This is a genomic window from Roseovarius sp. THAF8, from assembly GCF_009363735.1.
Lineage (GTDB): Bacteria > Pseudomonadota > Alphaproteobacteria > Rhodobacterales > Rhodobacteraceae > Roseovarius.
Window position 1 is genome coordinate 141,089 of sequence record NZ_CP045410.1, and the last position, 23,816, is coordinate 164,904.

General features: G+C 64.7%; 25 protein-coding genes and 1 tRNA gene. 17 read left to right on the plus strand and 9 right to left on the minus strand.

From position 1 onward, the window contains the following. Positions 1–4 precede the first annotated feature (4 nt). From FIU85_RS00715 to hemB, 3 genes are all read right to left on the minus strand, one after another. A complete protein-coding gene (locus FIU85_RS00715) occupies positions 5–460 on the minus strand; it encodes a hypothetical protein (protein WP_152495486.1) in 456 nt (151 codons plus the stop codon). Between the two features lie 96 nt (positions 461–556). Further along, positions 557–1,117 (minus strand): YSC84-related protein, encoded by a 561-nt coding sequence (locus tag FIU85_RS00720; protein WP_152492522.1) that lies wholly within the window; start codon positions 1,115–1,117, stop codon positions 557–559. 137 nt (positions 1,118–1,254) lie between these two features. Then, positions 1,255–2,253, minus strand: coding sequence for a porphobilinogen synthase (hemB, locus tag FIU85_RS00725; protein ID WP_152495487.1), 999 nt, complete (start codon positions 2,251–2,253; stop codon positions 1,255–1,257). A 140-nt stretch (positions 2,254–2,393) separates the two neighbouring features. Between hemB and FIU85_RS00730 the strand changes: the two genes are divergently transcribed. Together FIU85_RS00730 and mfd are read left to right on the plus strand one after the other, a co-directional pair. Next, positions 2,394–2,921, plus strand: coding sequence for a component of SufBCD complex (locus FIU85_RS00730; RefSeq protein ID WP_152495488.1), 528 nt, complete (start codon positions 2,394–2,396; stop codon positions 2,919–2,921). A 10-nt stretch (positions 2,922–2,931) separates the two neighbouring features. Continuing rightward, complete coding sequence (mfd, locus tag FIU85_RS00735; RefSeq protein ID WP_152495489.1) at positions 2,932–6,378, plus strand: transcription-repair coupling factor; 3,447 nt, start codon at positions 2,932–2,934, stop codon at positions 6,376–6,378. Positions 6,379–6,564: 186 nt separating this feature from the next. Here mfd and FIU85_RS00740 read toward each other — a convergent pair whose 3' ends face one another. From FIU85_RS00740 to FIU85_RS00755, 4 genes are all read right to left on the minus strand, one after another. Continuing rightward, on the minus strand, positions 6,565–7,740 hold the full coding sequence (locus FIU85_RS00740) for a DUF2254 domain-containing protein (RefSeq protein ID WP_152495490.1): 1,176 nt from the start codon (positions 7,738–7,740) through the stop codon (positions 6,565–6,567). 214 nt (positions 7,741–7,954) lie between these two features. Further along, complete coding sequence (locus tag FIU85_RS00745) at positions 7,955–8,929, minus strand: quinone oxidoreductase (RefSeq protein WP_152495491.1); 975 nt, start codon at positions 8,927–8,929, stop codon at positions 7,955–7,957. Between the two features lie 114 nt (positions 8,930–9,043). Beyond that, positions 9,044–9,307 carry a hypothetical protein gene (locus tag FIU85_RS00750; RefSeq protein WP_152492516.1) on the minus strand — a complete coding sequence of 88 codons (264 nt, stop codon included), beginning with the start codon at positions 9,305–9,307 and terminating at the stop codon, positions 9,044–9,046. A gap of 6 nt (positions 9,308–9,313) precedes the next feature. Continuing rightward, entirely contained in the window at positions 9,314–9,967 is a 654-nt protein-coding gene (locus FIU85_RS00755) for an alpha/beta hydrolase (RefSeq protein WP_057789434.1), read from the minus strand. Positions 9,968–10,148: 181 nt separating this feature from the next. Here FIU85_RS00755 and FIU85_RS00760 point away from each other — a divergent pair, with 181 nt between their 5' ends. From FIU85_RS00760 to FIU85_RS00825, 14 genes are all read left to right on the plus strand, one after another. After that, entirely contained in the window at positions 10,149–10,610 is a 462-nt protein-coding gene (locus tag FIU85_RS00760; RefSeq protein ID WP_057789432.1) for an Rrf2 family transcriptional regulator, read from the plus strand. Between the two features lie 130 nt (positions 10,611–10,740). Then, a complete protein-coding gene (locus tag FIU85_RS00765; protein ID WP_152495492.1) occupies positions 10,741–11,760 on the plus strand; it encodes a cysteine desulfurase family protein in 1,020 nt (339 codons plus the stop codon). Between the two features lie 25 nt (positions 11,761–11,785). Next, positions 11,786–13,306 (plus strand): Fe-S cluster assembly protein SufB, encoded by a 1,521-nt coding sequence (gene sufB / locus FIU85_RS00770; RefSeq protein WP_152495493.1) that lies wholly within the window; start codon positions 11,786–11,788, stop codon positions 13,304–13,306. After that, a complete protein-coding gene (locus FIU85_RS00775; protein ID WP_152495494.1) occupies positions 13,303–13,620 on the plus strand; it encodes a hypothetical protein in 318 nt (105 codons plus the stop codon). The genes sufB and FIU85_RS00775 overlap by 4 nt, the downstream gene beginning before the upstream one ends. A gap of 102 nt (positions 13,621–13,722) precedes the next feature. Next, on the plus strand, positions 13,723–14,073 hold the full coding sequence (locus FIU85_RS00780; RefSeq protein ID WP_152495495.1) for a hypothetical protein: 351 nt from the start codon (positions 13,723–13,725) through the stop codon (positions 14,071–14,073). After that, a complete protein-coding gene (locus FIU85_RS00785) occupies positions 14,070–14,384 on the plus strand; it encodes a heavy metal-binding domain-containing protein (RefSeq protein WP_152495496.1) in 315 nt (104 codons plus the stop codon). Before FIU85_RS00780 ends, FIU85_RS00785 begins: the two co-directional genes overlap by 4 nt. Before the next feature lies 1 nt (position 14,385). Then, a complete protein-coding gene (locus FIU85_RS00790) occupies positions 14,386–14,988 on the plus strand; it encodes a hypothetical protein (protein WP_152495497.1) in 603 nt (200 codons plus the stop codon). Positions 14,989–15,018: 30 nt separating this feature from the next. Then, positions 15,019–15,774: a Fe-S cluster assembly ATPase SufC gene (gene sufC, locus FIU85_RS00795; RefSeq protein WP_152495498.1), complete on the plus strand. Its 756-nt coding sequence runs from the start codon at positions 15,019–15,021 to the stop codon at positions 15,772–15,774. Further along, positions 15,774–17,060: a Fe-S cluster assembly protein SufD gene (gene sufD / locus FIU85_RS00800; protein ID WP_152495499.1), complete on the plus strand. Its 1,287-nt coding sequence runs from the start codon at positions 15,774–15,776 to the stop codon at positions 17,058–17,060. Before sufC ends, sufD begins: the two co-directional genes overlap by 1 nt. Beyond that, the gene (locus FIU85_RS00805) at positions 17,060–17,545 is read left to right on the plus strand and encodes a YIP1 family protein (protein WP_152492506.1); all 486 of its coding nucleotides are present in this window, start codon (positions 17,060–17,062) and stop codon (positions 17,543–17,545) included. The genes sufD and FIU85_RS00805 overlap by 1 nt, the downstream gene beginning before the upstream one ends. Next, on the plus strand, positions 17,542–18,153 hold the full coding sequence (locus FIU85_RS00810; protein WP_172978757.1) for a Yip1 family protein: 612 nt from the start codon (positions 17,542–17,544) through the stop codon (positions 18,151–18,153). Before FIU85_RS00805 ends, FIU85_RS00810 begins: the two co-directional genes overlap by 4 nt. 1 nt (position 18,154) lies before the next feature. Continuing rightward, positions 18,155–19,375, plus strand: coding sequence for a cysteine desulfurase (locus FIU85_RS00815; protein WP_152495501.1), 1,221 nt, complete (start codon positions 18,155–18,157; stop codon positions 19,373–19,375). 68 nt (positions 19,376–19,443) lie between these two features. After that, positions 19,444–19,743, plus strand: coding sequence for a hypothetical protein (locus FIU85_RS00820; protein WP_152495502.1), 300 nt, complete (start codon positions 19,444–19,446; stop codon positions 19,741–19,743). 114 nt (positions 19,744–19,857) lie between these two features. Further along, positions 19,858–19,934, plus strand: a tRNA-Arg gene (locus FIU85_RS00825). 69 nt (positions 19,935–20,003) lie between these two features. On the opposite strand, the gene FIU85_RS00830 is transcribed toward FIU85_RS00825, so the two are convergent. Both FIU85_RS00830 and FIU85_RS00835 read right to left on the minus strand, forming a co-directional pair. Next, the gene (locus FIU85_RS00830) at positions 20,004–22,475 is read right to left on the minus strand and encodes a TonB-dependent receptor (RefSeq protein WP_152495503.1); all 2,472 of its coding nucleotides are present in this window, start codon (positions 22,473–22,475) and stop codon (positions 20,004–20,006) included. A 142-nt stretch (positions 22,476–22,617) separates the two neighbouring features. After that, a complete protein-coding gene (locus FIU85_RS00835) occupies positions 22,618–23,514 on the minus strand; it encodes a ferric iron reductase (protein WP_152495504.1) in 897 nt (298 codons plus the stop codon). 152 nt (positions 23,515–23,666) lie between these two features. Between FIU85_RS00835 and FIU85_RS21850 the strand changes: the two genes are divergently transcribed. Continuing rightward, the gene (locus FIU85_RS21850; protein WP_172978758.1) at positions 23,667–23,813 is read left to right on the plus strand and encodes a hypothetical protein; all 147 of its coding nucleotides are present in this window, start codon (positions 23,667–23,669) and stop codon (positions 23,811–23,813) included. Positions 23,814–23,816 lie beyond the last annotated feature (3 nt).

The window sequence follows — 23,816 nt, forward strand, 5'->3', positions numbered from 1 at the left end:
CCGATCAGTAGGTCGGGCAGTTCGCGGGCGGCGGGGGAATGTCGGGCAGGGCGCAGCCGCAATGGGATTTCATCAGGGTGAAGCGTTTGCTGCGCAAGCCCATCCGCTGAAGCTGGCGATGCACCTGGCCCAGCCGGGGGCGCGCGCCGGCCGAGACTTCGCGATCCATCACCATGCGGCCATCGAAATGGGTCTGGCTTGCGGAGTCATCGGCCCCTTCCGGCACGTGCCCCAAGGCCACGGCCTGCCGCTTGGAGCAATCGACCAGAACATAGGTCGGCCGGTATCCCGTGGCGTCGGGATCAAGCTGCGAAAAGAGGACGGTGCTGCCGCTGGCGTGTTCGAGCGTGGCGCGCTGGCCGTTCGGGACCTCGCAGACCGGCGGCGGCAGGGCGCAGGCGGCGGCATGGGCCGCGGTGCAGAGGGTGACAAGGGCGGCAAGTGCTGCGGTACGGGGCATGGGGCAACCTCTTTCGTGACAAAGAGCGCGCGAGGTGTTCACGCGCCCTTCATGGGTCGGTCGCCGTCCCGGGGCGGTTCAATCCCGGCGACGCCGTCAGGGAATGATGCGGGTGTACTTGATGCCTTCCAGCGACGCGCCGATCAGCGCACCGGCCTGGCCGAAGATCACCGCAAGCACCGGCGAGCTGGCGGTGGTGGTGTCGGCGCGCAGGTTCTCGCCCTGGTCCGAGAACACGTATTCGATATCGGCGCCCGCGACCCAGCCGGAGGCGCGGCGGAAGTTGGCCAGCGAATCCTCGGTCATGAAGAACAGGACATGGGCGAATTGCTGTGCCCCGATCTGCAGCCCGACACTGCCCTTGGTGGCGGAATAGTAATCGACGCTGACGCCGCCGACGCGCAGGGCGCCCCGGCCATAGCCGCCGCCGACGATGAAGCCGCCCTCGGTGATCAGCGGCATGACCAGCTGGCCCACCGACTTGTTCGAGATGTCGCGGGTCTGGGGATAGCGTTGGTAAAGGTAATTGAGCGTCGAGTTGACGCGGGCGTCGATCTTTTGCGAGCCGACGCTGCCGACCCCGTTGCCGCAAGCGGCCAGAAGGGGGGACGCGGCCAATGCGCCGAGCGTGAAGCTTCGCCGGGAAAGGTTTTTCATGATACTGCCTGTTCGTTGCCTGATCGTTGGCCGGTCTTTTGAAAATTGCCGGTCTGGGACTGAGTATAGGGGCTATCGCCGGCGGTGTCACCACAGATTGTGGTGCACTTGGGCATAAGCGAGAACCCGCGCTTGTGTCAGTCGTTCAGCATCCGTGCCACGGCGGGGGCGAAATAGGTGAGAATCCCGTCGCAGCCGGCGCGTTTGAAGGCCATCAGGCTTTCGACCATGGCGCGGTCGTGGTCGATCCAGCCGTTCTGCGCGGCGGCCTGGATCATCGCGTACTCGCCCGACACCTGGTAGGCGTAGGTGGGCGCGCCGAAGGCGTCCTTCACCCGGCGGCAGATGTCCAGATAGGGCAGGCCGGGCTTGACCATGACCATGTCGGCGCCCTCGGAAAGGTCGCGGGCGACGCAGCGCAGCGCCTCGTCGGAATTGGCGGGATCCATCTGGTAGGTCTTCTTGTCGCCCTTGAGCGCGCCCGATGCGCCGACCGCGTCGCGGAACGGGCCGTAGAAGGCGGAGGCGTATTTGGCGGCGTAGCTGAGCAGCAGGGTATTCTTGTGGCCTTCGGATTCCAGTGCTGCACGCAGGGCGCCGATGCGGCCGTCCATCATGTCCGAGGGGCCGATGATATCGACGCCCGCCGCGGCCTGGCTGAGGGCCTGTTTCACGAGCGCCTCGATGGTTTCGTCGTTGAGGATCTCGCCGTCCACGACAAAGCCGTCATGGCCGGTGTCGGAATAGGGGTCGAGCGCCACGTCGGTCATGATGGCGATGTCGGGCACCGCATCCTTGATCGCCCGCGTCGCGCGGTTGGAAAGGTTATCGGGATTCCACGCCTCGGCGCAATCCGAGGTGCGGTTCCGGGCCGAGGTGTAGGGGAAGAGGCAGATGGCGGGGATGCCAAGGCCGTGCGCCTCGCGGGCGGCCTCGACCACGCGGTCGACGCTGCGGCGCAGGACGCCGGGCATGGAGGGCACGGGTTCCTCGACGCCGTCGCCGTCGCGCACGAACACGGGCCAGATCAGGTCGGCCGGGGTCAGCGTGTTCTGCGCCACCAGCGCGCGGATCGCCGGGGTGGCGCGGGTGCGCCGCAGGCGCGTGACGGGAAAGGGCCCTTGGGTGGGACGCATGGATGCCATCCTTTTTCTGATGCGCCTTCTGAGTGGCATGGAAATTCCGCCATCTCAAGGGTAGGAATTGGCGCCAAGCGGCGCTAAGAGGTGCCCGGATAGAGCGCGGCACAGCGCAACGACGCAACGAGGCACCGGCATTGGACCTGATCGAGACGATTTTCGAGCTGATCGACATGCGCAGCTTCAGCAACCTGTGGTTCTGGATCGTGCTGGCGGTGCTGTGGTCGTCGACCAGCCACTGGGTGCTGGGCGTGCCGTGGGACATGGTGCAGCGGGCCAGGGGCGGCGACGAGCAGGGCGTCGTGGACCTGCACGACATGGTGCGCATCAACTGCAACCGCATCCTTTACATCGCGCGTGAGACCGGGCTGCTGATGGCGGGGTTCGTGTGTTTCGTGCTGACCTCGGCGGCGCTGCTGGGCTTCGTTTACGGCAACGAATTCAGCCAGGCGCTGTTCCTGCTGGGGTTTCCGATGACGCTGGTGGCACTGATGGCCGTCTTCACGGCGCACCGCATCACCCGGGACGAACTGGTGGGCGCGGCGCTTTACAAGCGGATGCACTACCACCGCATCATGACGCAGATGGTCGGCGTGCTGTCGATCCTGGTGACCGCGATGTGGGGTATGCTGGTCAACATGTCGACCGGCGTGCTGGGCGGCTGAGGGGCCGGGCATGGCAGGCAGCACCCGTATCGCCGTTGGCGGCGCGCCCGAAGGCTTCGACGCCAAGTTGATCCTCGACGAGGCCGCCCGTGCGGAGGGCCCCGTGATCCATGTCTCACGCGACGACAAGCGGATGGCGGCGATGGAGGAGGCGCTGCGCTTTTTCGCGCCCGAGATGCCGGTGATCCGCTTTCCCGGCTGGGATTGCCTGCCTTACGACCGGGTGTCGCCCAATGCCGATATCGCCGCCACGCGGATGGCGACGCTGGCGGGGCTGGTGCATGGCGGGCCGTCGCGGTTCATCCTGCTGACGACGCTGAATGCCGCGACGCAACGCGTGCCCGCGCGCGAGGTGCTGCGCGAGGCGGCGTTCTCGGCGCAGGTGGATTACCAGATCGACGAGGACGCGCTGAAATCCTTCCTCGTGCGGATGGGCTTTACCCAGGCGCCCACGGTGATGGAGCCGGGCGATTATGCCGTGCGCGGCGGGATCATCGACATCTATCCGCCGGGTGAAAGCGGCCCGGTGCGGCTGGACCTCTTTGGCGACGTGCTGGACGGCGTGCGGCGGTTCGACCCGGCGACGCAGCGCACCACCGAAAAGCTGGACCGGATCGAGCTGGCTCCGGTCAGCGAGGTCATTCTGGACGAGGCCGCGATCACGCGGTTCCGGCAGAACTACCGGATCGAATTCGGCGCGGCGGGCAGTGACGACCCGCTTTACGAGGCGGTCAGCGCCGGGCGCAAGCAGGCCGGGATGGAGCATTGGCTGCCGCTCTTTCACGAGCGGCTGGAGACGCTGTTCGACTACATCCCCGGCGCGCCGGTCAGCCTGGATGACCAGGTCGAGGCGGCGCGGGAGGCGCGGTGGGTGTCGATCGCCGATCAGTATGATGCCCGCAAACATGCCATGAGCCAGAAGGGCCGCGAGGACAGCGTTTACAAGCCCATTGCGCCTGACCTGCTGTATCTTGACGACGACGCTTGGACCGCCGCATTGGGCGCGCGCCGCGTGCTTGCCCTGTCACCGTTGCCACAGGCACCCGGGCCGGGCGTGATCGACGCGGGCGGGCGGATCGGACGCAATTTTGCCCCCGAACGCCAGCAGGAAAAGATAAATCTTTTCAGCGTCCTGAAGGACCATATTGATGCGCGCATGGCCGAGGGGCCGGTGCTGGTCGCGTCCTATTCGGACGGGGCGCGGGAGCGGCTTGAAGGGCTGTTGGAAGACGAGGGCCTGTTGGGCGCGGTCACGGTCAAGAACGCCGGGGCCATCGGCAAACGCGGGCTGCATCTGGCGGTCTGGGGGCTGGAGCATGGCTTTACCGCGCCGGGACTGACGGTGATCGCCGAGCAGGATATTCTGGGCGACCGCCTGATCCGGTCGCCCAAGAAACGGCGGCGGGCCGAGAACTTCCTGACCGAGGCACAAAGCCTGTCGCCCGGCGACCTGGTGGTGCATGTCGACCACGGGATCGGGCGCTACAAGGGACTGGAGGTGGTCACGGCGGCGGGCGCGGCGCATGAATGCCTGCTGCTGGAATATGCCGAATCCTCAAAGCTTTACCTGCCGGTCGAGAATATCGAACTGCTAAGCCGGTATGGTCACGAAGAGGGCCTGCTGGACCGGCTGGGCGGCGGCGCGTGGCAGGCCAAGAAGGCCAAGCTGAAGGAGCGCATCCGCGAGATGGCGGACCGCCTGATCCGGATCGCCGCCGAACGCGCGCTGCGCAAGGCCCCGGTGCTGGAGCCCGAGCATCACGCGTGGGAGGCATTCTCGGCCCGGTTCCCGTACCAGGAGACGGATGACCAGCTGCGCGCCATCGAGGACGTTGTGGCCGATCTCGACAGCGGCACGCCGATGGACCGGCTGATTTGCGGCGACGTCGGCTTTGGCAAGACCGAGGTGGCGATGCGCGCGGCCTTCATCGCGGCCATGTCGGGAATGCAGGTGGCGGTGATCGCGCCCACCACGCTGCTGGCGCGGCAGCACTACCAGAGCTTTGCCGAGCGGTTCCGGGGGTTTCCGGTGACGGTGGCGCCATTGTCGCGCTTCGTGTCCTCAAGCCAGGCCACGAAGACACGCGCGGGGCTGGCCGATGGCACGGTGGATATCGTGGTGGGCACGCACGCGCTTCTGGCCAAGAACATCCGGTTCAAGAACCTTGGCCTGCTGGTGATCGACGAAGAGCAGCGGTTCGGCGTGACCCACAAGGAGCGGCTGAAATCGCTGCGCTCGGAAGTGCATGTGCTGACCCTGACGGCGACGCCGATCCCGCGGACCTTGCAGTTGAGCCTGAGTGGCGTGCGGGACCTGAGCATCATCGGCACGCCGCCCATCGACCGGCTGTCGATCCGCACTTACGTGAGCGAGTTCGACACCGTCACGATCCGCGAGGCGCTGTTGCGCGAGCATTACCGGGGCGGACAGAGTTTCTACGTGGTGCCGCGCATCAGCGACATCCCCGAGATCGAGGCGTTCCTGCGCGACCAAGTGCCTGAGGTCAGTTTCGTCGTGGCGCATGGGCAGATGGCGGCCAAGGAGCTGGATGAGCGGATGAACGCGTTCTACGACGGCAAGTACGACGTGCTGCTGGCCACGACAATCGTGGAATCGGGGCTGGATATTCCCACCGCCAACACCATGGTGGTGCACCGCGCCGACATGTTCGGCCTGTCGCAACTCTACCAGATCCGGGGCCGAGTGGGGCGGGCCAAGACGCGGGCCTATGCGTATCTGACGACGAAGCCCCGGATGCGGCTGACGCCCTCGGCCGAAAAGCGGTTGCGCGTTCTTGGAAGCCTCGACCAACTCGGCGCGGGGTTCACGCTGGCCAGCCAGGATTTGGACATTCGCGGCGCAGGCAACCTTCTGGGCGAGGAACAGTCGGGCCAGATGCGCGACGTGGGGTACGAGTTGTACCAGTCGATGCTGGAAGAGGCGATTGCCAAGATCAAGTCGGGGCAGCTGGAGGGGCTGAGCGAGGCGGACGAGCAATGGGCGCCGCAGATCAATCTCGGCGTGCCGGTGCTGATCCCCGAGGAGTACGTGCCGGACTTGGACGTGCGCTTGGGATTGTACCGCCGTCTCAGTGGCTTGGCGACCAAAGTTGAACTGGAAGGCTTCGCCGCCGAGCTGATCGACCGCTTCGGCAAGCTGCCGCGCGAGGTGAACACGCTGATGCTGGTGGTGCGGATCAAGGCCATGTGCAAACGCGCCGGGATCGCCAAGCTGGATGGGGGGCCGCGGGGCGCGACGATCCAGTTCCACAACGACAAGTTTTCCAACCCGCAGGGGCTGGTCGATTTCATCAAGGACCAGAAGGGGCTGGCCAAGGTCAAGGACAACAAGATCGTGGTCAAACGCAGCTGGAAATCCGACGCCGACAAGATCAAGGGCGCGTTCGCCATCGCGCGGGATTTGGCGGAGAAGGTGAAGGAAGGCAAGAAGGGGTGAGGCGCCGCCTTCGCGCGGAATCAAGGCGCGGCACCGCCGCGCCGCCGCGCGATCGCCAGACCGCCCCCCGGGCTGGCGATTGGGGCACGTTAGCGCATCGATCTGAGGCTTTACGGATGTGGCTGTGATAAAGTGCGCTGAGCAACCGACGGGTAGCCATCCCGCGGTCTGGCAATCGCGCGGCACTCAGGTCGACCGTTTCAGCTCCGCCACCAGCTTGTGGTAATGCGCCTTGGTCAGCTCGTCGGTGTCGGTATAGGGCTTCGAGGCCAGAAAGCTGCGCTCGAACAGGGTGTCATAGGTCAAGCGCGGTCCCAGCGCGTGCTTGCCGGCGCCGGCCTCGCCCAGCCCCTCGCCATGGTGCCGCGCCACCGACAGCGCGTTCTGCATCCAGTTGAGGCAGTTGATCGCGGTGAAAGGATCGTTGACGCCGGGCGAGAGCGCGCGGGCCAGCACCTCGACTAGTTCGTCGACGAGAAAGAGCACGTTCTGATGCTCGGTCTTGCTGGTGCCGAGCGCGTAGCAGTCGCGCAGCTCCGCGATATCGTCGTCCGACAGCGCCTCGTGTGACCAGACCGACATCACCGGCGTGAAGGAGCTGACGAAATCGCCCGGCTGCTGTTCGATCCGCAGGAGCCAGTCGTCGCGGTCGGTCAGTTTTTCGACCTGCTGGTAGTTCAGCGTGCGGATGTAGCCGGCGGCGTTCAGGGTGATCCGGTGGTCCGGGTCGCGGTCGGGATAGGTGACCTCGCGGCGCTTGTCGCGGGCGTCCTCGGCGTCGATGATGGCCTTGATCTCGGACTCCAGCCGCTGGCCCAGGCCGGCGGTGATGTTGCCCACGTTGATCGTCTCGGGCACGTGGTGGACGAAATAGATCATGGTGAAGACCGCGATGATGCAGCCCAGCATCGCCAGCAGCATGGAGTATTGCGGCACGAAGGCCTCGATTTGGGCCGTTTCGGAGGGGTCCTGCACGGCGCGCAGGATCAAGAGGGCATAGACGAAGGTGGCGATCAGGATGCCGAGGCTGATCTGGTTGCCCCGGTTGCGCATGAAATTCCCAATCAGGCGCGGGCCGTAATTGCCGGCGGCGAAGGACACCGCGACGATGGTCATGGAAAACATCACGCCGGTGACGCCGATCACCGACGTGGCGATGGTCGAGAGCGTGCTGCGCGCGCCCTCGACCTGGGTATCTATAAGGGATTCGGGGAATTGGAACGGAAGGATCTCGGCATTGTGGTCGAGCCATTCCGACCCGTAGGCCAAAACGATCGCGAACAACACCATGTTGGCCGGAATGAACCAGTAGCTGGCGCGCATGTCCTGCGCCAGTTTGAGCAAAAGCGCCCGTTTGTTCATTCAGTTCTTCCCTGGAGGTCGGACCCCGGGACCTCGTTCACCCGATGCCGATGAAAGAAAGGATGGCAACGACGATGACGATAAGGCCGACGATATAGATGATGTTGTTCATGGGTCTTCTTCTCCGATTTGCCGGGCGGGCACAATTGGCGTGCCCGCTTTGGCGTGCAGTCGCTCAACTGCACCACGCCAAGGAAAGTTCCCGCGATCGTGATCAAAGCGTGAGGATGGTCGAGCCGGTGGTTTCGCGCGCCTCGAGTGCGCGATGCGCCTCGGCGATATCCTCCAGTTTCCAGGTCTGGCCGATATTCACCTTCACGTCGCCGGACTGCACCTTCGAGAAGAGGTGCTTGGCCATTTCCTGGCAGCGTTCGTGGTCCGCAAGAAACGTGAACAGCGTCGTGCGCGTGAGCTTCAGCGAGCCTTTCTGCGCCAGGGTCAGCAGGCTCACGGGCTCGACCGGGCCGGAGGCGTTGCCGAAGGACATCATCATGCCCAAGGGTTTCAGGCAGTCGAGCGAACGGTCGAACGTGTCCTTGCCGACCCCGTCCATCACCACGTCGACGCCCTTGTCGTCGGTCAGTTTCGCGACCTCTTCGACGAAATCCTCGGTCCGGTAGTTGATGCAGGCCGATGCGCCGTTATCGACCGCCATCTTGCATTTCTCGTCCGTGCCGGCGGTGCCGATCAGACGGATCCCCTCGGAGCGCGCCCATTGGCAGGCCAGAAGGCCCACGCCACCGGCGGCGGCGTGAAAGAGCACGGTGTCGCCCTTTTTCAGGGGCCAGACCCGGTGAAAGAGGTATTCCACCGTCATGCCCTGAAGCATGATCGAGGCGGCGTCCTCGAACGGGATGTCGTCGGGCAGGGGGCAGACCTGCGCGGCGGGCATGACGCGCGCCTCGGAATAGGCGCCGGGCGGGGTGGCGGCATAGGCGGCCTTCTGGCCCGGTTGCAGATGGGTGACACCGTCGCCCACCGCCTCGACGATGCCCGCGGCCTCCATCCCCAGGGCATGGGGCAGCTCTAACGGGTACAGCCCGGTGCGCTGGTAGACGTCGATGTAGTTCAGCCCGCAGGCGACGTGGGCGATGCGCACCTCGCCGGGGCCGGGTTCGCCGACCTCGCGGTCAACGAGCTTGAGGTTCTCCGGTCCGCCGAACTCTTCGATGATGATGGTGCGTGCCATGATGGTGTCTCCCTGCTTGGTTGTCGTGCGCGGGGCGAGAGCCCGGCGCCGCACGTGTCTGGACGGGCACCTAGCCCGCTTGGCACGGATCGCCCGTGCGAAGTGCGATCGCCGTCAGGTTTCGGGCGCGTCCTTGGCCGCGCCGCCCTCCGTGCCCTGCTGTTCCTGGAACTTCCTGACCCGGTTCAGCAGATGCGCGCGCGCCGCCATGTTGGCGCGGCGCACCCGCATCGAGGTCAGGAACGCCTCTTCGGCGGATTGCGAGGTGGCGCCGAGGATGCCGACGATTTCCGAGATCACGCCGTCGTCGCCGGAGGCATCGACATACTTGATGACCTTGAGCGCCAGTTCGTCGGCCAGATCCTCGGTCACGCCCATGGGCCGTTACCTCGTGGTCTCGGTAAGGCGGCGTTTGACGTAATCGCTGACGGTGCCGATCATCGTCTCCATGTGCGGCTCCTCGAAGAAGTGCCCCGAGCCCTCGATCTGTTCGTGGGTGATGGTGATGCCCTGCTGCTCGTGCAGCTTGCCCACGAGGGCCTGCGTGTCGGCAGGCGGCGCCACGCGGTCGGCGCTGCCGTTGATGATCAGGCCCGAGGACGGGCAGGGCGCCAGGAACGAGAAGTCGTACATGTTGGCCGGCGGCGACACCGAGACGAAGCCGGTGATCTCGGGGCGGCGCATCAAGAGCTGCATCCCGATCCAGGCACCGAAGGAAAAGCCCGCGACCCAGCAATGTTTCGAGTTGGCGTTCATCGACTGCAGGTAGTCGAGCGCCGAGGCGGCATCGGAAAGCTCGCCCACGCCCTGGTCGTACTCGCCCTGGCTGCGGCCCACGCCCCGGAAGTTGAAGCGCAGGACGGTGAAGCCCAGCTTGTGGAACGCGTAGTGCAGGTTGTAGACCACCTTGTTGTTCATCGTGCCCCCGAACTGCGGGTGCGGGTGCAGGATGATGGCGATGGGCGCGTCGCGCTCTCGTTGCGGGTGGTAGCGGCCTTCCAGGCGGCCCTCGGGGCCGGGAAAGATGACCTCGGGCATGCGTGTCCCCTTGCATTTCGGGCGCCGGTCAATTCTTGACGGAATTGATCAAGCACCTTAGAACTATTCTAAACAACCGAATGGATTCTGCGGCTTCACGCGAGATAGGGGGTTGATGGGGCAAGGTCAATCATTTCCCCGCCCGCCAAGCCACTGACTCGCCGGGTATTTGGGGGAGACGATGAAACTCAGCACCAAGGGGCGTTACGCGATGGTCGCGCTGGTCGATATCGCGTTGCAGCAGAAGGACGGGCTGGTGACGCTGAGCGACATCTCGGCCCGTCAGAGCATCTCGCTGCCCTATCTGGAACAGCTCTTCGTCAAGTTGCGGCGGGCCGAACTGGTGAGTTCGGTGCGCGGGCCGGGCGGCGGCTACAAGCTGGCGCGGCCCGCGTCCGAGATCCGCGCGGTGGATATCCTGGCCGCGGTGGACGAGACCATTGATGCGATGCACAAGGGCGCGGGGGCCTCGGGCGCCACCAGCGGGTCGCGGGCGCAGAGCATGACCAACCGGCTGTGGGAAGGTCTGAGCGCGCAGGTCTATGTGTTCCTGCACCAGACCCGGCTGAGTGACATCGTGGGCAATTCGCTGGCGCCGTGCCCCGCCGTGCCGTCGCTCTTTGCCGTGGTGGACGAAGAATGAGGACGCCTGCGGCGACAGGTTTTGCGCCGCCTTCGGCGTCGCGGCGGGCGGGGGCTCTGCCCCCAACGGCGAAACTGCGGTTTCGCCGCTCCCCCCGGGATATTTTTGGCCAGAGGAAGGGGTGGGCGGTTTGAGCCGGGTCTACCTCGACTACAACGCAACCGCGCCGTTGCGGGCCGAGGCGCGGGAGGCGATGGTCGCGGCGATGGATGTGGTCGGCAACCCGTCCTCGGTGCATGGCGAGGGGCGCAGCGCCAAGGCGCTGGTGGAGCGGGCGCGGGGGCAGGTGGCCGCCGCGGTGGGCTGCAAACCGCAGGAGGTGGTGTTCACCTCGGGCGCGACCGAGGCGGCGCGGGTCCTGGCGGGCTTCGACAGCGTGGAGGTGCAGGCGACCGCGCATGACGCGCTTTGGGCGCATCACGCGCCGGGTCAGGCTGAGCCAGTGGTGCGCGCGATGGGGCTGGCCAATTCCGAGACCGGGGTTGTGACGCAGCCCGAGACCGGCGAGACCCTGCTGCTTCTGGATATCACGCAGGCGGTGGGCCGCCTGCCGTTTTCGTTTGCCTGGTCCGGTGCGGACCTGGCCGTGATGTCGGCGCACAAGCTGGGCGGGCCCAAGGGTGTCGGCGCGCTGATCGTCCGGCAGGGCGTGGACATTCCGGCGCTCAGCGCTGGCGGCGGGCAGGAGATGGGTCGCCGGTCGGGCACGGAGAACATCATCGGCATCGCGGGCTTCGGCGCCGCGGTCGGCGCGGCGCAGCGCGATCTGGAGGCGGGCGCGTGGGAGCGGGTGAAAAAACTTAGAAGGATTCTAGAAAATGCTATTGAGGAATCCGCCCCAGCGACTATTTTTGTCGGGAAATCCGAAGAAAGGCTGCCGAACACGTCCTGCTTCATCACGCCCGGCTGGAAGGGCGAGACGCAGGTGATGGCGATGGACTTGGCAGGCTTCGCCATATCGGCCGGTTCGGCCTGTTCCAGCGGCAAGGTCAAGGCCAGCCGGGTGCTGGCAGCGATGGGGTTCGACGAGGTGGAGGCGCAGAGCGCCGTTCGGGTCTCGATGGGTCCCGCGACAACGGAAGACGAGGTGCTGGCCTTTGCCCGAGCCTGGGCGAAACAGCATGAAAAGTTCCGCGCCCGCGCGGCGTGAGAGATAAAACCGAGGAGGTGGCCCAATGGCGGCACTGGACGAAACTCAAGTCAAGGAAGGCGTCGACAAGGAAACGGTCGATGCGGTGCGCGACATCAGCACGTACAAGTACGGCTGGGAAACCGACATCGAGATGGAATACGCGCCCAAGGGCCTCACGCCGGAGATCGTCAAGCTGATCTCGGAAAAGAACGGCGAGCCGGAGTGGATGACCGAGTGGCGCTTGCAGGCCTATGAGCGCTGGCTGCAGAAGGAAGAGCCGGATTGGGCGATGGTTGATTATCCCGAGATCGACTTTCAAAACCAGTATTACTATGCCCGTCCCAAGAGCATGGAGCAGAAGCCCAAGTCGCTGGACGAAGTCGACCCGAAGCTGCTGGAGACCTATGAAAAGCTGGGTATTCCGCTGAAGGAACAGATGATCCTGGCCGGCGTCGAGGGCGCCGAGGAGGCGCCTGCGGAGGGCCGCAAGGTGGCCGTGGACGCGGTGTTTGACTCTGTGTCCGTCGGCACGACCTTCCAGAAGGAGCTGGAGAAGGCCGGCGTGATCTTCTGCTCGATCTCGGAAGCCATCCGCGAGCATCCCGAACTGGTGAAGAAATACCTCGGCTCGGTCGTGCCGGTGAGCGACAACTTCTATGCGACGCTCAATTCGGCGGTCTTTTCGGACGGGTCCTTCGTCTACGTCCCGCCGGGCGTGCGCTGCCCGATGGAGCTGAGCACCTATTTCCGCATCAATGCCGAGAACACCGGCCAGTTCGAGCGGACGCTGATCATTGCCGACAAGGGCTCTTACGTCAGCTATCTGGAAGGCTGCACCGCGCCGCAGCGTGATACCAGCCAGCTTCACGCGGCGGTCGTCGAGATCGTCGTCGAGGAAGATGCCGAGGTGAAATATTCCACGGTGCAGAACTGGTTCCCCGGCGACGAGGAAGGCAAGGGCGGCATCTACAACTTCGTCACCAAGCGCGCCGATTGCCGGGGCGACCGGGCCAAGGTGATGTGGACGCAGGTGGAAACCGGCTCTGCCGTGACGTGGAAATATCCCAGCTGCATCCTGCGCGGCAATGAAAGCCAGGGCGAGTTCTATTCCATCGCCATCACCAACAATTGGCAGCAGGCCGACACCGGCACGAAGATGATCCATCTGGGCAAGAACACCAAGAGCCGGATCGTGTCCAAGGGCATCAGCGCGGGGCATGCGCAGAACACCTATCGCGGCCTTGTCTCGATGCATCCCAAGGCCAAGGACAGCCGCAACTACACCCAGTGCGACAGCCTGCTCATTGGCTCGGAATGCGGGGCGCACACGGTGCCTTATATCGAGGTCAAGAACAACTCGTCCCGGGTGGAGCACGAGGCGACCACGTCGAAGGTGGATGACGACCAGCTGTTCTATTGCCGCCAGCGCGGCATGGACGAGGAAGAGGCCGTGGCGCTGGTGGTGAACGGCTTCTGCAAGGATGTGCTTCAGGCCCTGCCGATGGAGTTCGCCATGGAGGCGCAGCAACTGGTGGCGATTTCGCTGGAAGGCAGCGTGGGATGACCGACGGGTGCCGGACACCCGAGGCGCCCCGGAGCCGGCTGCCGAGGCTTGGCCATTCCGGGCGCCTGCGGTCCGGCACCCGGACCTTTACCATGCTGCTGCTTGGCCATTTCCTGGTGTTCGTTCTGGCGATGAGCCATGACGAGATCGCGCTGCAGGCGGTCGAAAGCGGCTGGATCCGGCCCGGTCAGGCAGAACTGGCCGAACTTGGCATGGGGCTGGTCCTGTTCATGATCTGGGGGTGGCTGAGCGTGCGCGTGGCAGGACTTTTGCAGGAGGCGCGCGCGGCCTCGGACGGCAAGGCGAAACGATAGGATGATCGACACGACCACGCACAGCATCGAAGGGCGCAAGATCGTCGCCGGCAGCGGCGCCATGCCGGGCGGCGCGATCATGGTCGGAAGGACGGTGGGCTGATGTTCAGCGGGATCGATCGGGACGACGCTATGCGGCGTGACATTCACCATCCCGGGCACACGGGCGGGGGGCGCGAAGGCTTCGCGACGTTCGCAGCCCTGTGCCTGGCCGGGATGGTCACGTTCTCCGCTGTCGAGATCGCCTGGCTGCCGCTTTACTGGAAGATCTTCGTGACGCTTTTCGTGGCGGCTGTCGGCGGGATCGCGGTTGGCGCCTGGATACGAGGCCTGCAAACCTCGGCGAAGCGGAAGGCGCAGAACGCGTATCGCGCCATGCGCGAAGCGGAAACGCAAAAGGGGATCGACCAGATGCTTCGGGCACAGTCGAAAATTCCAAGGGTAAGAAAATGATCATCACGACGACGAACACCATCGAAGGGCGCAAGATCATCGACTACCGCGGTATCGTGGTGGGCGAGGCGATCATGGGGGCCAATGTCTTTCGCGATTTCTTCGCCCAGGTGACGGATATCGTCGGTGGGCGCTCGGGCGCCTACGAGACCAAGTTGCAGGATGCCCGCGACACCGCCATGCGCGAGCTGGAGGAGCGGGCCAAGGCGGCGGGCGCGAATGCCGTGGTGGGTGTCGACCTGGACTACGAGGTTGTGGCGGATTCCATGCTGATGGTCTCGGCCAGCGGGACGGCGGTGGTGCTGGACTGACATGACCCCGACCGCCACCATATCGCGGCCCGAGCTGACCCTGCCGGAGGCCGAGGCGGAGGTGCTGCGCGCGGCCTACGCGGGTGCAGACGTGATCCTGGAATACGGGTCGGGCGGGTCGACCGTGATGGCGGGCGAAATGCCGGGCAAGCGGGTCTTCTCGGTGGAGAGCGACAAGGACTGGGCTCTGATGATGCGCGGCTGGTTCGAGGAGAACGCGCCGGCGAACGGCACCGAGGTGGACGTGATCTGGTCGGACATAGGGCCGACGAAGGAATGGGGCTATCCGACCGGCGCGGAGCAGTACATGCGTTATCCGCGCTATCCGCTGGAGGTCTGGGACCTGCCCGAGTTCCGCCAGCCCGACGTGGTGCTGGTGGATGGGCGGTTCCGCACCGGCTGCGTGCTGGCCACGGCGCTGCGCACCGAGCGGCCCGTGCAGCTGTTCGTCGACGACTACAAGCGGCGCAGGCAGTACCACGTGGTCGAAAAATTCATTGGCGCCCCGCAGATGACGGGACGCATGGCGGGGTTCGCGGTGGAACCGCTGGCCCTGCCGCAGAACGAGCTGTTGAACGTGATCGAGATGATGCTGCGCCCCTGAGGCGTCAGCGACAGGAAAAAGGAGAGAAAGATGTTGGAGATCAAGGGCCTGAAGGTCGATCTTGAAGACGAGGACAAGACCATCCTGAAAGGCGTCGACCTGACCGTCGAGGCGGGCAAGGTGCACGCGATCATGGGGCCGAACGGCTCTGGCAAGTCGACGCTGAGCTATGTTCTGTCGGGCCGTGACGGCTATGAGGTCACGGGCGGGACGGCCACGCTGGAAGGCGAGGACATCCTGGACATGGAACCCGAAGAGCGCGCCGCGGCGGGGCTTTTCCTGGCGTTTCAGTACCCCGTCGAGATTCCCGGCGTGGGCAATATGACCTTCATGCGCACCGCGCTGAACGCGCAACGCAAGGCGCGGGGCAAAGACGAGATGAGCGCGGCGGATTTCCTGAAGCTGGTCCGTGAAAAGGCGGCCACGCTGGAGATGAGCAACGACATGCTGAAGCGGCCCGTGAACGTGGGCTTCTCGGGCGGCGAGAAGAAGCGCAACGAGATCCTGCAAATGGCTGTTCTGGAACCGAAAATGTGCATCCTGGACGAGACGGATTCCGGCCTCGACGTGGACGCGATGAAGCTGGTGTCGCAGGGCGTGAACGCGCTGCGCGACGCGGGCCGCGGGTTCCTGGTGATCACCCACTACCAGCGCCTGCTGGACCACATCAAACCCGACGTTGTGCACATCATGTCCGATGGCCGCATCGTGAAAACCGGCGGGCCGGAGCTGGCGCTCGAGGTCGAGAAGAACGGGTATGCCGACATCAAGGCGGAGGTGGCGTAATGGCCTTGCCTCAAGCGAAACAGGACGCCACCGAGGCGCGCCTTGCCGCGCTGAGCCTGCCCGAGGCGTCGGGCTGGACGAGAGCGCCGCGCGAGGATGCGCTGGCGCGGCTGCGGGCCGCGGGCCTGCCGCACGCGCGGGATGAATACTGGAAGTTCACACGCCCCGACACGCTGGTCGACGCCGAGGCGCCGAAGGCCGCCGTATTCGAGAGTGACGAGACCGAGGTGTTCGAGGACGTCGAGCGTCTGAAGATCGTGTTCCGCGACGGTGTGTTCGATGCCGACGCCAGCGACGACCTGAGCCTGGAAGGCGTGAAAATCGACCGACTGGCCGAGGCCGGGCAGGCCGACATTCACTGGGCCAAGGACCTTTACGGCGCGCTGGAAACGAATGGCCAGACGCCGGTGGCGCGGCCCCTCGCGACGCTCAACACGGCGGCCGCCACTGACGGCGTGCTGATCCACGTGACCGGCAAGGCATCGAAGCCGATAAACCTGATTTATCACCATGAATCAGAGACGTCAGACGCGAATCTGCACCATGTCATCAAGCTGGATGCAGGCGCGGAACTGACCGTGCTGGAAAACGGCCCCGCCGCCGCGCGGTTCAACAAGGTGATGGAGGTCGACGTGGCCGACACCGCCGCGTTCAACCACGTGCGCACCCAAGGGCGCGACCACGAGCGCCGCGCCGTCACGCATATCTTTGCGCGGCTGGGGCAGGAAAGCGCCTTCAAATCCTTCACCATGACCGCCAATGGCGTGCTCACGCGCAACGAATGCGTGATCGAGCTGACCGGCGACGATGCCATTGCACACGTTGCGGGCGCCTGCGTGGGCGACGGTGATTTCCACCATGACGACACCGTCTTCATCACCCATGACGCCGAGAATTGCGAAAGCCGGCAGGTGTTCAAGAAGGTCCTGCGCAACGGTGCCACCGGCGTCTTCCAGGGTAAGATCCTGGTGAAGGAGGGCGCGCAGAAGACCGACGGCTACCAGATCAGCCAGTCGCTGCTGCTGGATGGCGACAGCGAGTTCCTGGCCAAGCCGGAGCTGGAGATCTACGCCGACGATGTGGCCTGCTCGCATGGCTCGACCTCGGGCGCGATCGACGAGGAGGCGCTCTTTTACCTGCGCGCGCGCGGCGTGCCCAGGCCCATCGCCACCGACCTTCTGACGCTGGCCTTCCTGGCCGAGGCGGTGGAAGAGATCGAGGACGAGGGCCTGCGCGACGGGATCGTCGAGCGCCTCGAAGGCTGGCTGGTGCGGCGGCGCGGCTGATGCCGGTCACCACCGATATCGTGGCCGCCTATCGCGGCCCGCGAACGGTGTTCCGTCGCCTGCTGGCGATGGGCGCGAATGAAGGGCGTGCGCTGGCCATCCTGATGGCCGGCTGCGCGATCTTCTTCGTGTCCGAGTGGCCGCGCCTGGCGCGCGAGGCGCACCTGACCGGGCAGGAGCTGAACCCGATGCTGGGCGGCGCTCTGCTGGGCTGGATCTTCATCGCGCCGCTGATCTTCTACGCCATCGGGACGATCACCCAGCTTGTGCTGCGCCTGATGGGCGGGCGCGCCTCGACCTATGCCACGCGGCTGGCGCTGTTCTGGGCGTGGCTGGTGGCCAGCCCGATCAAGCTGCTGCATGGCCTCGTGGCGGGGTTCATCGGCCCCGGCCCGGGCTTGACGGCGGTGGGCGCGATATGGCTTGTGGCGTTTCTGTGGGTCTGGCTGTCCGACCTGCGCGAAGCCGGATGGGGGCAGACATGAACACGGCGGTGCTGAAACCCCTTTTCGCAACCACCATCCGCGACCCGCGCATGGGCGCCGAGCAAATGATCGCCCTGAGGTGGCCGGTTCAGGCGCTGTGGATCGCGCTGTCGCTGATTTCGGTCGTGACCTCTGCGCTGGTCGCCGCGCTGGTGCAGGCCGCGCCGCTGCCCGAGGGCGACCTTGGGCGTATGCTGGAAGCGTCGCCGGTCTACAGCTCGCCGTTGATCTTCGCTGGCATGCAATGGGCGCGGGCGGTCTTTTCGGTCTTCATGCTGTTCTGGATCGGCCGCGCGCTTGGCGGCCGGGGCACGGTGCCCGAGGTGCTGGCCGTGGTCACCTTGTTGCAGGCGGTCAGCTTCGTACTGGTGGCCGGGTTTACCATTCTGGGCCTTTTCATCCCCTTCGTATCGTCGCTGGGACTGCTGGTCTTCCTCGTGTGGTGGATGTGGGCGGTGTCCAACATGCTGGACGTGGCGCACGCCTTCGACAGCCCGCTGAAGGCCTTCGGCGTGATGATCGTCGCCATATTCGGCGTGCTGATCGGCCTTTCGATCATCATGGGCGTCATCGGCGGCATCGCGGGCGGATTTACAGGAGCTATCTGAGATGTACGATATCGAGGCGATCCGCCGCGACTTTCCGATCCTGTCGCGAGAGGTGAACGGCAAGCCGCTGGTCTATCTCGACAATGGCGCCAGCGCGCAGAAACCGCAGGTGGTGATCGACGCGATCACGCGGGCCTATTCGGAAGAATACGCCAATGTCCACCGCGGGCTGCATTACCTTTCGAACCTGGCGACCGAGAAATACGAGGGCGTGCGCGGCATCATCGCGCGCTTCCTGGGCGTGGCGGACGAGGACCAGATCGTGCTGAATTCCGGGACCACCGAGGGGATCAACATGGTCGCCTATGGCTGGGCCATGCCCCGGATGGAGGCGGGCGACGAGATCGTCCTGTCGGTGATGGAGCATCACGCCAACATCGTGCCCTGGCATTTCCTGCGCGAACGTCAGGGCGTGGCGCTGAAATGGGTGGATACCGACAGCACCGGCGTGCTGGACCCGCAAAAGGTGATCGACGCCATCGGGCCGAAAACGAAACTGGTTGCGATCACGCATCTGTCGAACGTTCTGGGCACCAAGGTGGATATCAAGGCGATCACCGACGCCGCCCATGAAAAGGGCGTGCCGGTGCTAGTCGACGGCAGCCAGGCGGCGGTGCATATGCCGGTGAACCTCGACGAGCTGGGTGTGGATTTCTACGCCATCACCGGGCACAAGCTTTACGGCCCCTCCGGCTCGGGCGCGATTTTCGTGCACAAGGACCGGCTGGCCGAGATGCGCCCTTTCATGGGCGGTGGCGACATGATCCGCGAGGTTTCCAAGGACGAGGTGACCTATGCCGACCCGCCGATGAAATTCGAGGCCGGCACGCCCGGCATCGTGCAGACCATCGGGCTGGGCGTTGCGCTGGAGTACATGATGGGGCTGGGGATGGAGAATATCGCCGCCCACGAGGACCGCTTGCGCGATTATGCGGTGGGGCGCCTGGGGGGCCTCAACTGGTTGCAGGTGCAGGGGCAGACGCCGGACAAGGCGGCGATTTTCTCCTTCACGCTGGACGGCGCGGCGCATGCGCATGACATCTCGACCATCCTCGACAAGAAGGGCGTCGCGGTTCGCGCGGGCCATCACTGTGCCGGGCCGCTGATGGATCACATCGGGCTGACGGCGACCTGCCGGGCGTCCTTCGGCCTTTACAATACCGAGGCCGAGGTCGACGCGCTCATCGACGCGCTGGAACTGGCGCACGAGCTTTTCGCCTGACGGCCGGAAAAGTTTGAACGGACCCTCCTGGCGGGCCGACCCATGGTCGGACCACCAAGGAGAGCATCATGTTCAAACTTCACACAACCGCCTTCGTCGCCCTGATGGGCGCCAGCCTGTCGGCCTGCACCGAGCCCCCCACGACCCCGAGCCGGGCCGCGATCACGCCCGACCCGATCATGACCAAGTATGACAGCGACGGGGGCGGCGGCGGCTGTCCGGGCGGCGGCCAGCAAGGCACTGCCGGCGGCGGCGAGGAATGCCTGCCGGACGACTATCCGCAAACCCCGCGCAACCCCACGGGCCAGCCTCAGTCGAGCGGCGGGGGCAACCAGGGCGGCGGCACCCAGGGCGGCGCGCGTCCCTGACCCGTGCGGCCCGGGCGCGTCCGCCCGTGCCACGACACCTCCCGCGGCCTGCACCACATCGCGGGCGTTTTCGCCGTTGCGGCACTGGACCGAACGAGTTATAGCGTCGCCCAGGCACCTGTAGCTCAGCTGGATAGAGCGCTGCCCTCCGAAGGCAGAGGCCAAAGGTTCGAATCCTTTCAGGTGCGCCATTTTCTTGACTATATCATCACGTGACGCTGTGGCGCCTCTGGCGCGCGTGTCAGGTCAGGGTCCTGGGCCTAGTCAAGCCTCATGACAATAATCGGTCCGATTTGAAGTGTCCTGGCATCAAGCGCCTGCTCGATGAAGGACAGAGCAGCAACCGGATCGGTGATGTCGATGGTCCCGCTCAGTCGTCTTTTGTCGAGGGAGGCCCCTGTCACGAAAATTCTCCCGGACATTCGTTTGTCGATTTCAGTGATGATTTCGTCGATCGGGGTGTCGTCGAGAACCAGCTTGCCGTCTCGCCATGCCAGGGCGCGGTGATGATCGGAGTCTTCCACGGTAAGCTGTGCGCCGGCGATCTGGTATCGCCCCTGTTGCCCCTCGTTCAGTTGCGTTGTCCTGTCTTCGCCTAGGTCAAGGAGAACGCTATGCTCGGTCACCGTGACCGCGATATCGGCTTGGCCGAGCCGAACATCGAATGCGGTGCCGAGAGCGACGACAGTGGTCGTGCCAGCGGTTACGGAGAAAGGTCGATCGCGATCGGGCGCGACCTCGAAATAGGCCTGGCCGCGCATCAGATGAACGCTGCGCTGTCCCGGGTCGAGATCGACCGCAATCGCGGACCCCGCGTTCAGTTGCACCACCGAGCCATCCCCGAGCGTTACCCGCGGCATCTCGTCAATCCCGGCGATCAGATCGGCCCGCAGCCGCATGGGGCCGTCGGCCCAGAAAAAGCTGCCGATGCCAATGGCAAGTGCCACGGCGATGACCGCAACCTTAGGGCCTGCCGGCCTGGCTGGCTTCGCCTCGAAGGCGCGGAGGTCCGGGTCGGATTCGATTGCCTGTCCCGCTGCGCCAAAGAGCTGCCGGGCCGACTCGTAACTCCGCCGGTTGTCCGACGCGGTGCGAACCGTGGTGACTCCCCCCAGGGGTTCGGTCCTTTCAAGGTATTGGCGGATATCCTGCCGGGTGTAGTCGAGGCGTCCGCCAAGTGTGACATTCACCGTCGGGATCACTTCGTAGGTCGCCTCACCGAAAATCGCGTAGTTTTCGCTGGAGCTTTCGTTGCGTTGGACCTGGTTCCGATAGTCATAGATGGTCCGGTCGTAAAAGTTGTCCTCGTGCTCGTAGGCGGCGTAGAGCCCCGCGACCCAGGTCAGCCTGTCGTCTTCGTAATTGAGGCGAAACTCCTGGGACGCCAACAGGTTTCTATAGTGCCCGTGGTAGGTGTTGATCTCACCCGGTGTCCGGTAATTCGGCGATTGCCGTTGGGTGTCCGAGTAGCTGAAGGCCGTCATCGAGGTGAACCGCAGCGCGTTTGTCAGATCGTGGGTGACCTCAAGGCCGAGATTGTGCACGTCGGTCGGGCGATGTTCGACATAGGCGGGGATCGTGAAGTCCCCGCGCTCGTCATCAAAGTCGAAGCCAAGGCCCGGCCCTCCGATATCGCGGACGTAGGGATCGTCGTGCGAGAACGAGTAGCTCAGCAGGGCGCGCGTGGATGGGGAAGCCTTCGGTTCAAACAGCAGTTTGGCCCGAATCTGGTAGTTCGTGTCGGTGGTGAAATCGTCCAGGTGGGTGAAGGACGAGAACGTCGGATACTCGATATCGTTCTCGCTTCTTTCGAAGACCCCGGAGAAGCGAAGCGCCACCTGGTTGTTCTTGAGCGGCGTGTTCAGCATGAATGCGGTGCCGCGAAGGCCGTTCGAACCGATGGTTCCGGAGATCTCTCCTTCCTTCTCGAAGACAGGGTCCTTCGTCTTGATATAGAGTGCCCCGGCCATTGCAGCCCGGCCCGAAAGCGTTGACTGGGGGCCACGGTAGACTTCGACCTGTTCGACATCCCACAGGGAGCGGGCGCCGCGCCGTGTGCCTTGGCTCGTCTGCTGGACACCATCGACATAGAGCGAGGCCAGAGGTGCTCCGCCCGGCACCAATCCCTCGGAGTTTACGCCGCGGATGATGAACCCGTTATCCGTCCAGTCGCCATCGATGACTTTGCCCAGTCGACGGAAGGAGTCCCGGAAGGACCGGATCTGACCGTCGCGGATCTGGTCCGAGCCGACGATGCCGACACTTGCATCGGTGCTTCCGAGCGTGGTCGCGCTCCTGTTGCCATAGATGGTGATCGTGCCCAGGTTGACGGCACCATCCTGCATTGTCGCGGCACTCTCGTCGGGTTTCCGTTCCAGCACGACCTGGTTGGCGCCGGCAAAGCGCGGCTCGAGTCCCGTGCCCGAAAGCAGCTGGTCCAGAGCGGCGTGGGGAGACATGGTGCCGCTGACCCCGGGCGTGGACGTTCGGGAGGCAAGCGCGGGATCGAAGAGGATCTGCAGGCCGGTCTGCCGCGCCAGGTCATTGAGACCCTGTGTCAGGCTTCCCGCTGCGACCGATATCTTCTGTGCGTCCGCCGTTGCGGGAAAGCTTTGGGCCGGAGCGTCTGTCGCCAGACAAATGCTTGCCAGTATTGCTGCGGCCATTGTCGGCTTCACGGACGTTTTTCGCACGCGTGATGCGTTGCGCCAAGCCTCGGTATTCTGTGTCATTCTGCCCTCCGCGTCATCGTGATCTGTCTTGGGTTGTCGCGGATGCGTGGCGGCGGCTGTGATCCGTTCCCTTATCTGACGTTTGGGCCATTGCGCTTGGGACCATTCTCGTAAAAAATATTCGCAATGGTCCTTTCCGCGCCTAATCGATCAATCCGAAGCGCCGGCGAAGAGCGATCCGAAGATCGCGGTTGCGTGGGGCAGGGGCCTTCAGAACGCAGGTGGTACAGAACCTGCCCGCCTCGACCGTATAGTACCGGCAGCATCCTCCACGTGCGCGCAGGCAAACGCGGTTGGACGGTTCGCCCGCGACGGCCAGATCGAGGTCGAAGAAATGCAGCTGTGCATTGTTCAGCGGAGAGCCTTCCGTTTTCACGATCCTCAACGCCAGGGCCTTGGCAGGCGCTTTCTCGCCTGTGTTTTTGCCGACCGTCAGACATTCCGCCGCGATACCATCCGCCACGAGGCGCCAGAATGCGGCAGGCGCCAGCCCGGAAAGGGCGCTCAGACGAGAGATCAGTGGCGCGAAATGGCGTTCGGTTTCCGTTCTGAGTGCCTCGGCCAGGTCCGGCTTCGTGGCACCCTCCCGGGTGGGGATGGTCGACAGGTCCGGCGCTGCCGCGAGATCGGAAGACAAAAAGACGACACGCATCGTCCTTGGCTGTGGTTGGGACGGATCCGCCGGCTGGTCGGTGGCCTGGTGAAAGCTCAGCCCAACATTCCGGGGGGCGAGGCTTGGCACGATCCGGTGATGCATGATGAGCGGGATCAGCACTTTCATCAATACCGCGATATAGTCGGACAACATGAAGGTCGCGGAGGCTTTGGTGTCCGCGTCGGGGCAAAAGCTGCGCTGATACTCGAACGCCTTCAGAAGGGCTGCGTCGTCGGCAAAGAACTCGCTGCACGGCAGGACGTTGCCCGGGATGCGTGAAACGTCGCGCCCGGCGTGCTCCCCGTCGGACTGGCCACCGACCTTACCAGCCAATTCGAGCGGGTTTGGATGGGTGCCGAACCCGCGGTCGCTGCCATCGCACATCGCGTTACCTCGTCATAAAGCTCTCTGTTATGACGTTTGGCCGTGCCCGGTCGGGACTTCGGCTTTCGATTTTCGACCCGCCAGGGGAGGTCCTGAGGGCCCCGCCTTGCGCAAATCTCTCACCGTGGCTCGCTCTATGGCAAGGATTGCCGATGCGGCGCATGACCAGGACCAACAGCTGTCAGCAGAAGATGCGGACGGAGCTGCCGCACGAGTTCGAAACAGGTGGCGACGGTGGCCGCATCCTCGACCGGAACGATCTTGCTCATCAGGCCGCCGCCGGGGAGTTTGGAATGTGAAGG

Excerpts from the sequence above, each read along its gene's own strand:
- FIU85_RS00715 (WP_152495486.1), bottom strand. The coding sequence starts at position 460 with ATGCCCCGTACCGCAGCACTTGCCGCCCTTGTCACCCTCTGCACCGCG.
- FIU85_RS00720 (WP_152492522.1), bottom strand. The coding sequence starts at position 1,117 with ATGAAAAACCTTTCCCGGCGAAGCTTCACGCTCGGCGCATTGGCCGCG.
- hemB (WP_152495487.1), bottom strand. The coding sequence starts at position 2,253 with ATGCGTCCCACCCAAGGGCCCTTTCCCGTCACGCGCCTGCGGCGCACC.
- mfd (WP_152495489.1), top strand. The coding sequence starts at position 2,932 with ATGGCAGGCAGCACCCGTATCGCCGTTGGCGGCGCGCCCGAAGGCTTC.
- FIU85_RS00740 (WP_152495490.1), bottom strand. The coding sequence starts at position 7,740 with ATGAACAAACGGGCGCTTTTGCTCAAACTGGCGCAGGACATGCGCGCC.
- FIU85_RS00745 (WP_152495491.1), bottom strand. The coding sequence starts at position 8,929 with ATGGCACGCACCATCATCATCGAAGAGTTCGGCGGACCGGAGAACCTC.
- FIU85_RS00750 (WP_152492516.1), bottom strand. The coding sequence starts at position 9,307 with ATGGGCGTGACCGAGGATCTGGCCGACGAACTGGCGCTCAAGGTCATC.
- FIU85_RS00755 (WP_057789434.1), bottom strand. The coding sequence starts at position 9,967 with ATGCCCGAGGTCATCTTTCCCGGCCCCGAGGGCCGCCTGGAAGGCCGC.
- FIU85_RS00760 (WP_057789432.1), top strand. The coding sequence starts at position 10,149 with ATGAAACTCAGCACCAAGGGGCGTTACGCGATGGTCGCGCTGGTCGAT.
- sufB (WP_152495493.1), top strand. The coding sequence starts at position 11,786 with ATGGCGGCACTGGACGAAACTCAAGTCAAGGAAGGCGTCGACAAGGAA.
- FIU85_RS00775 (WP_152495494.1), top strand. The coding sequence starts at position 13,303 with ATGACCGACGGGTGCCGGACACCCGAGGCGCCCCGGAGCCGGCTGCCG.
- FIU85_RS00780 (WP_152495495.1), top strand. The coding sequence starts at position 13,723 with ATGTTCAGCGGGATCGATCGGGACGACGCTATGCGGCGTGACATTCAC.
- FIU85_RS00785 (WP_152495496.1), top strand. The coding sequence starts at position 14,070 with ATGATCATCACGACGACGAACACCATCGAAGGGCGCAAGATCATCGAC.
- FIU85_RS00790 (WP_152495497.1), top strand. The coding sequence starts at position 14,386 with ATGACCCCGACCGCCACCATATCGCGGCCCGAGCTGACCCTGCCGGAG.
- sufC (WP_152495498.1), top strand. The coding sequence starts at position 15,019 with ATGTTGGAGATCAAGGGCCTGAAGGTCGATCTTGAAGACGAGGACAAG.
- sufD (WP_152495499.1), top strand. The coding sequence starts at position 15,774 with ATGGCCTTGCCTCAAGCGAAACAGGACGCCACCGAGGCGCGCCTTGCC.
- FIU85_RS00805 (WP_152492506.1), top strand. The coding sequence starts at position 17,060 with ATGCCGGTCACCACCGATATCGTGGCCGCCTATCGCGGCCCGCGAACG.
- FIU85_RS00810 (WP_172978757.1), top strand. The coding sequence starts at position 17,542 with ATGAACACGGCGGTGCTGAAACCCCTTTTCGCAACCACCATCCGCGAC.
- FIU85_RS00815 (WP_152495501.1), top strand. The coding sequence starts at position 18,155 with ATGTACGATATCGAGGCGATCCGCCGCGACTTTCCGATCCTGTCGCGA.
- FIU85_RS00820 (WP_152495502.1), top strand. The coding sequence starts at position 19,444 with ATGTTCAAACTTCACACAACCGCCTTCGTCGCCCTGATGGGCGCCAGC.
- FIU85_RS00830 (WP_152495503.1), bottom strand. The coding sequence starts at position 22,475 with ATGACACAGAATACCGAGGCTTGGCGCAACGCATCACGCGTGCGAAAA.
- FIU85_RS00835 (WP_152495504.1), bottom strand. The coding sequence starts at position 23,514 with ATGTGCGATGGCAGCGACCGCGGGTTCGGCACCCATCCAAACCCGCTC.
- FIU85_RS21850 (WP_172978758.1), top strand. The coding sequence starts at position 23,667 with ATGCGGCGCATGACCAGGACCAACAGCTGTCAGCAGAAGATGCGGACG.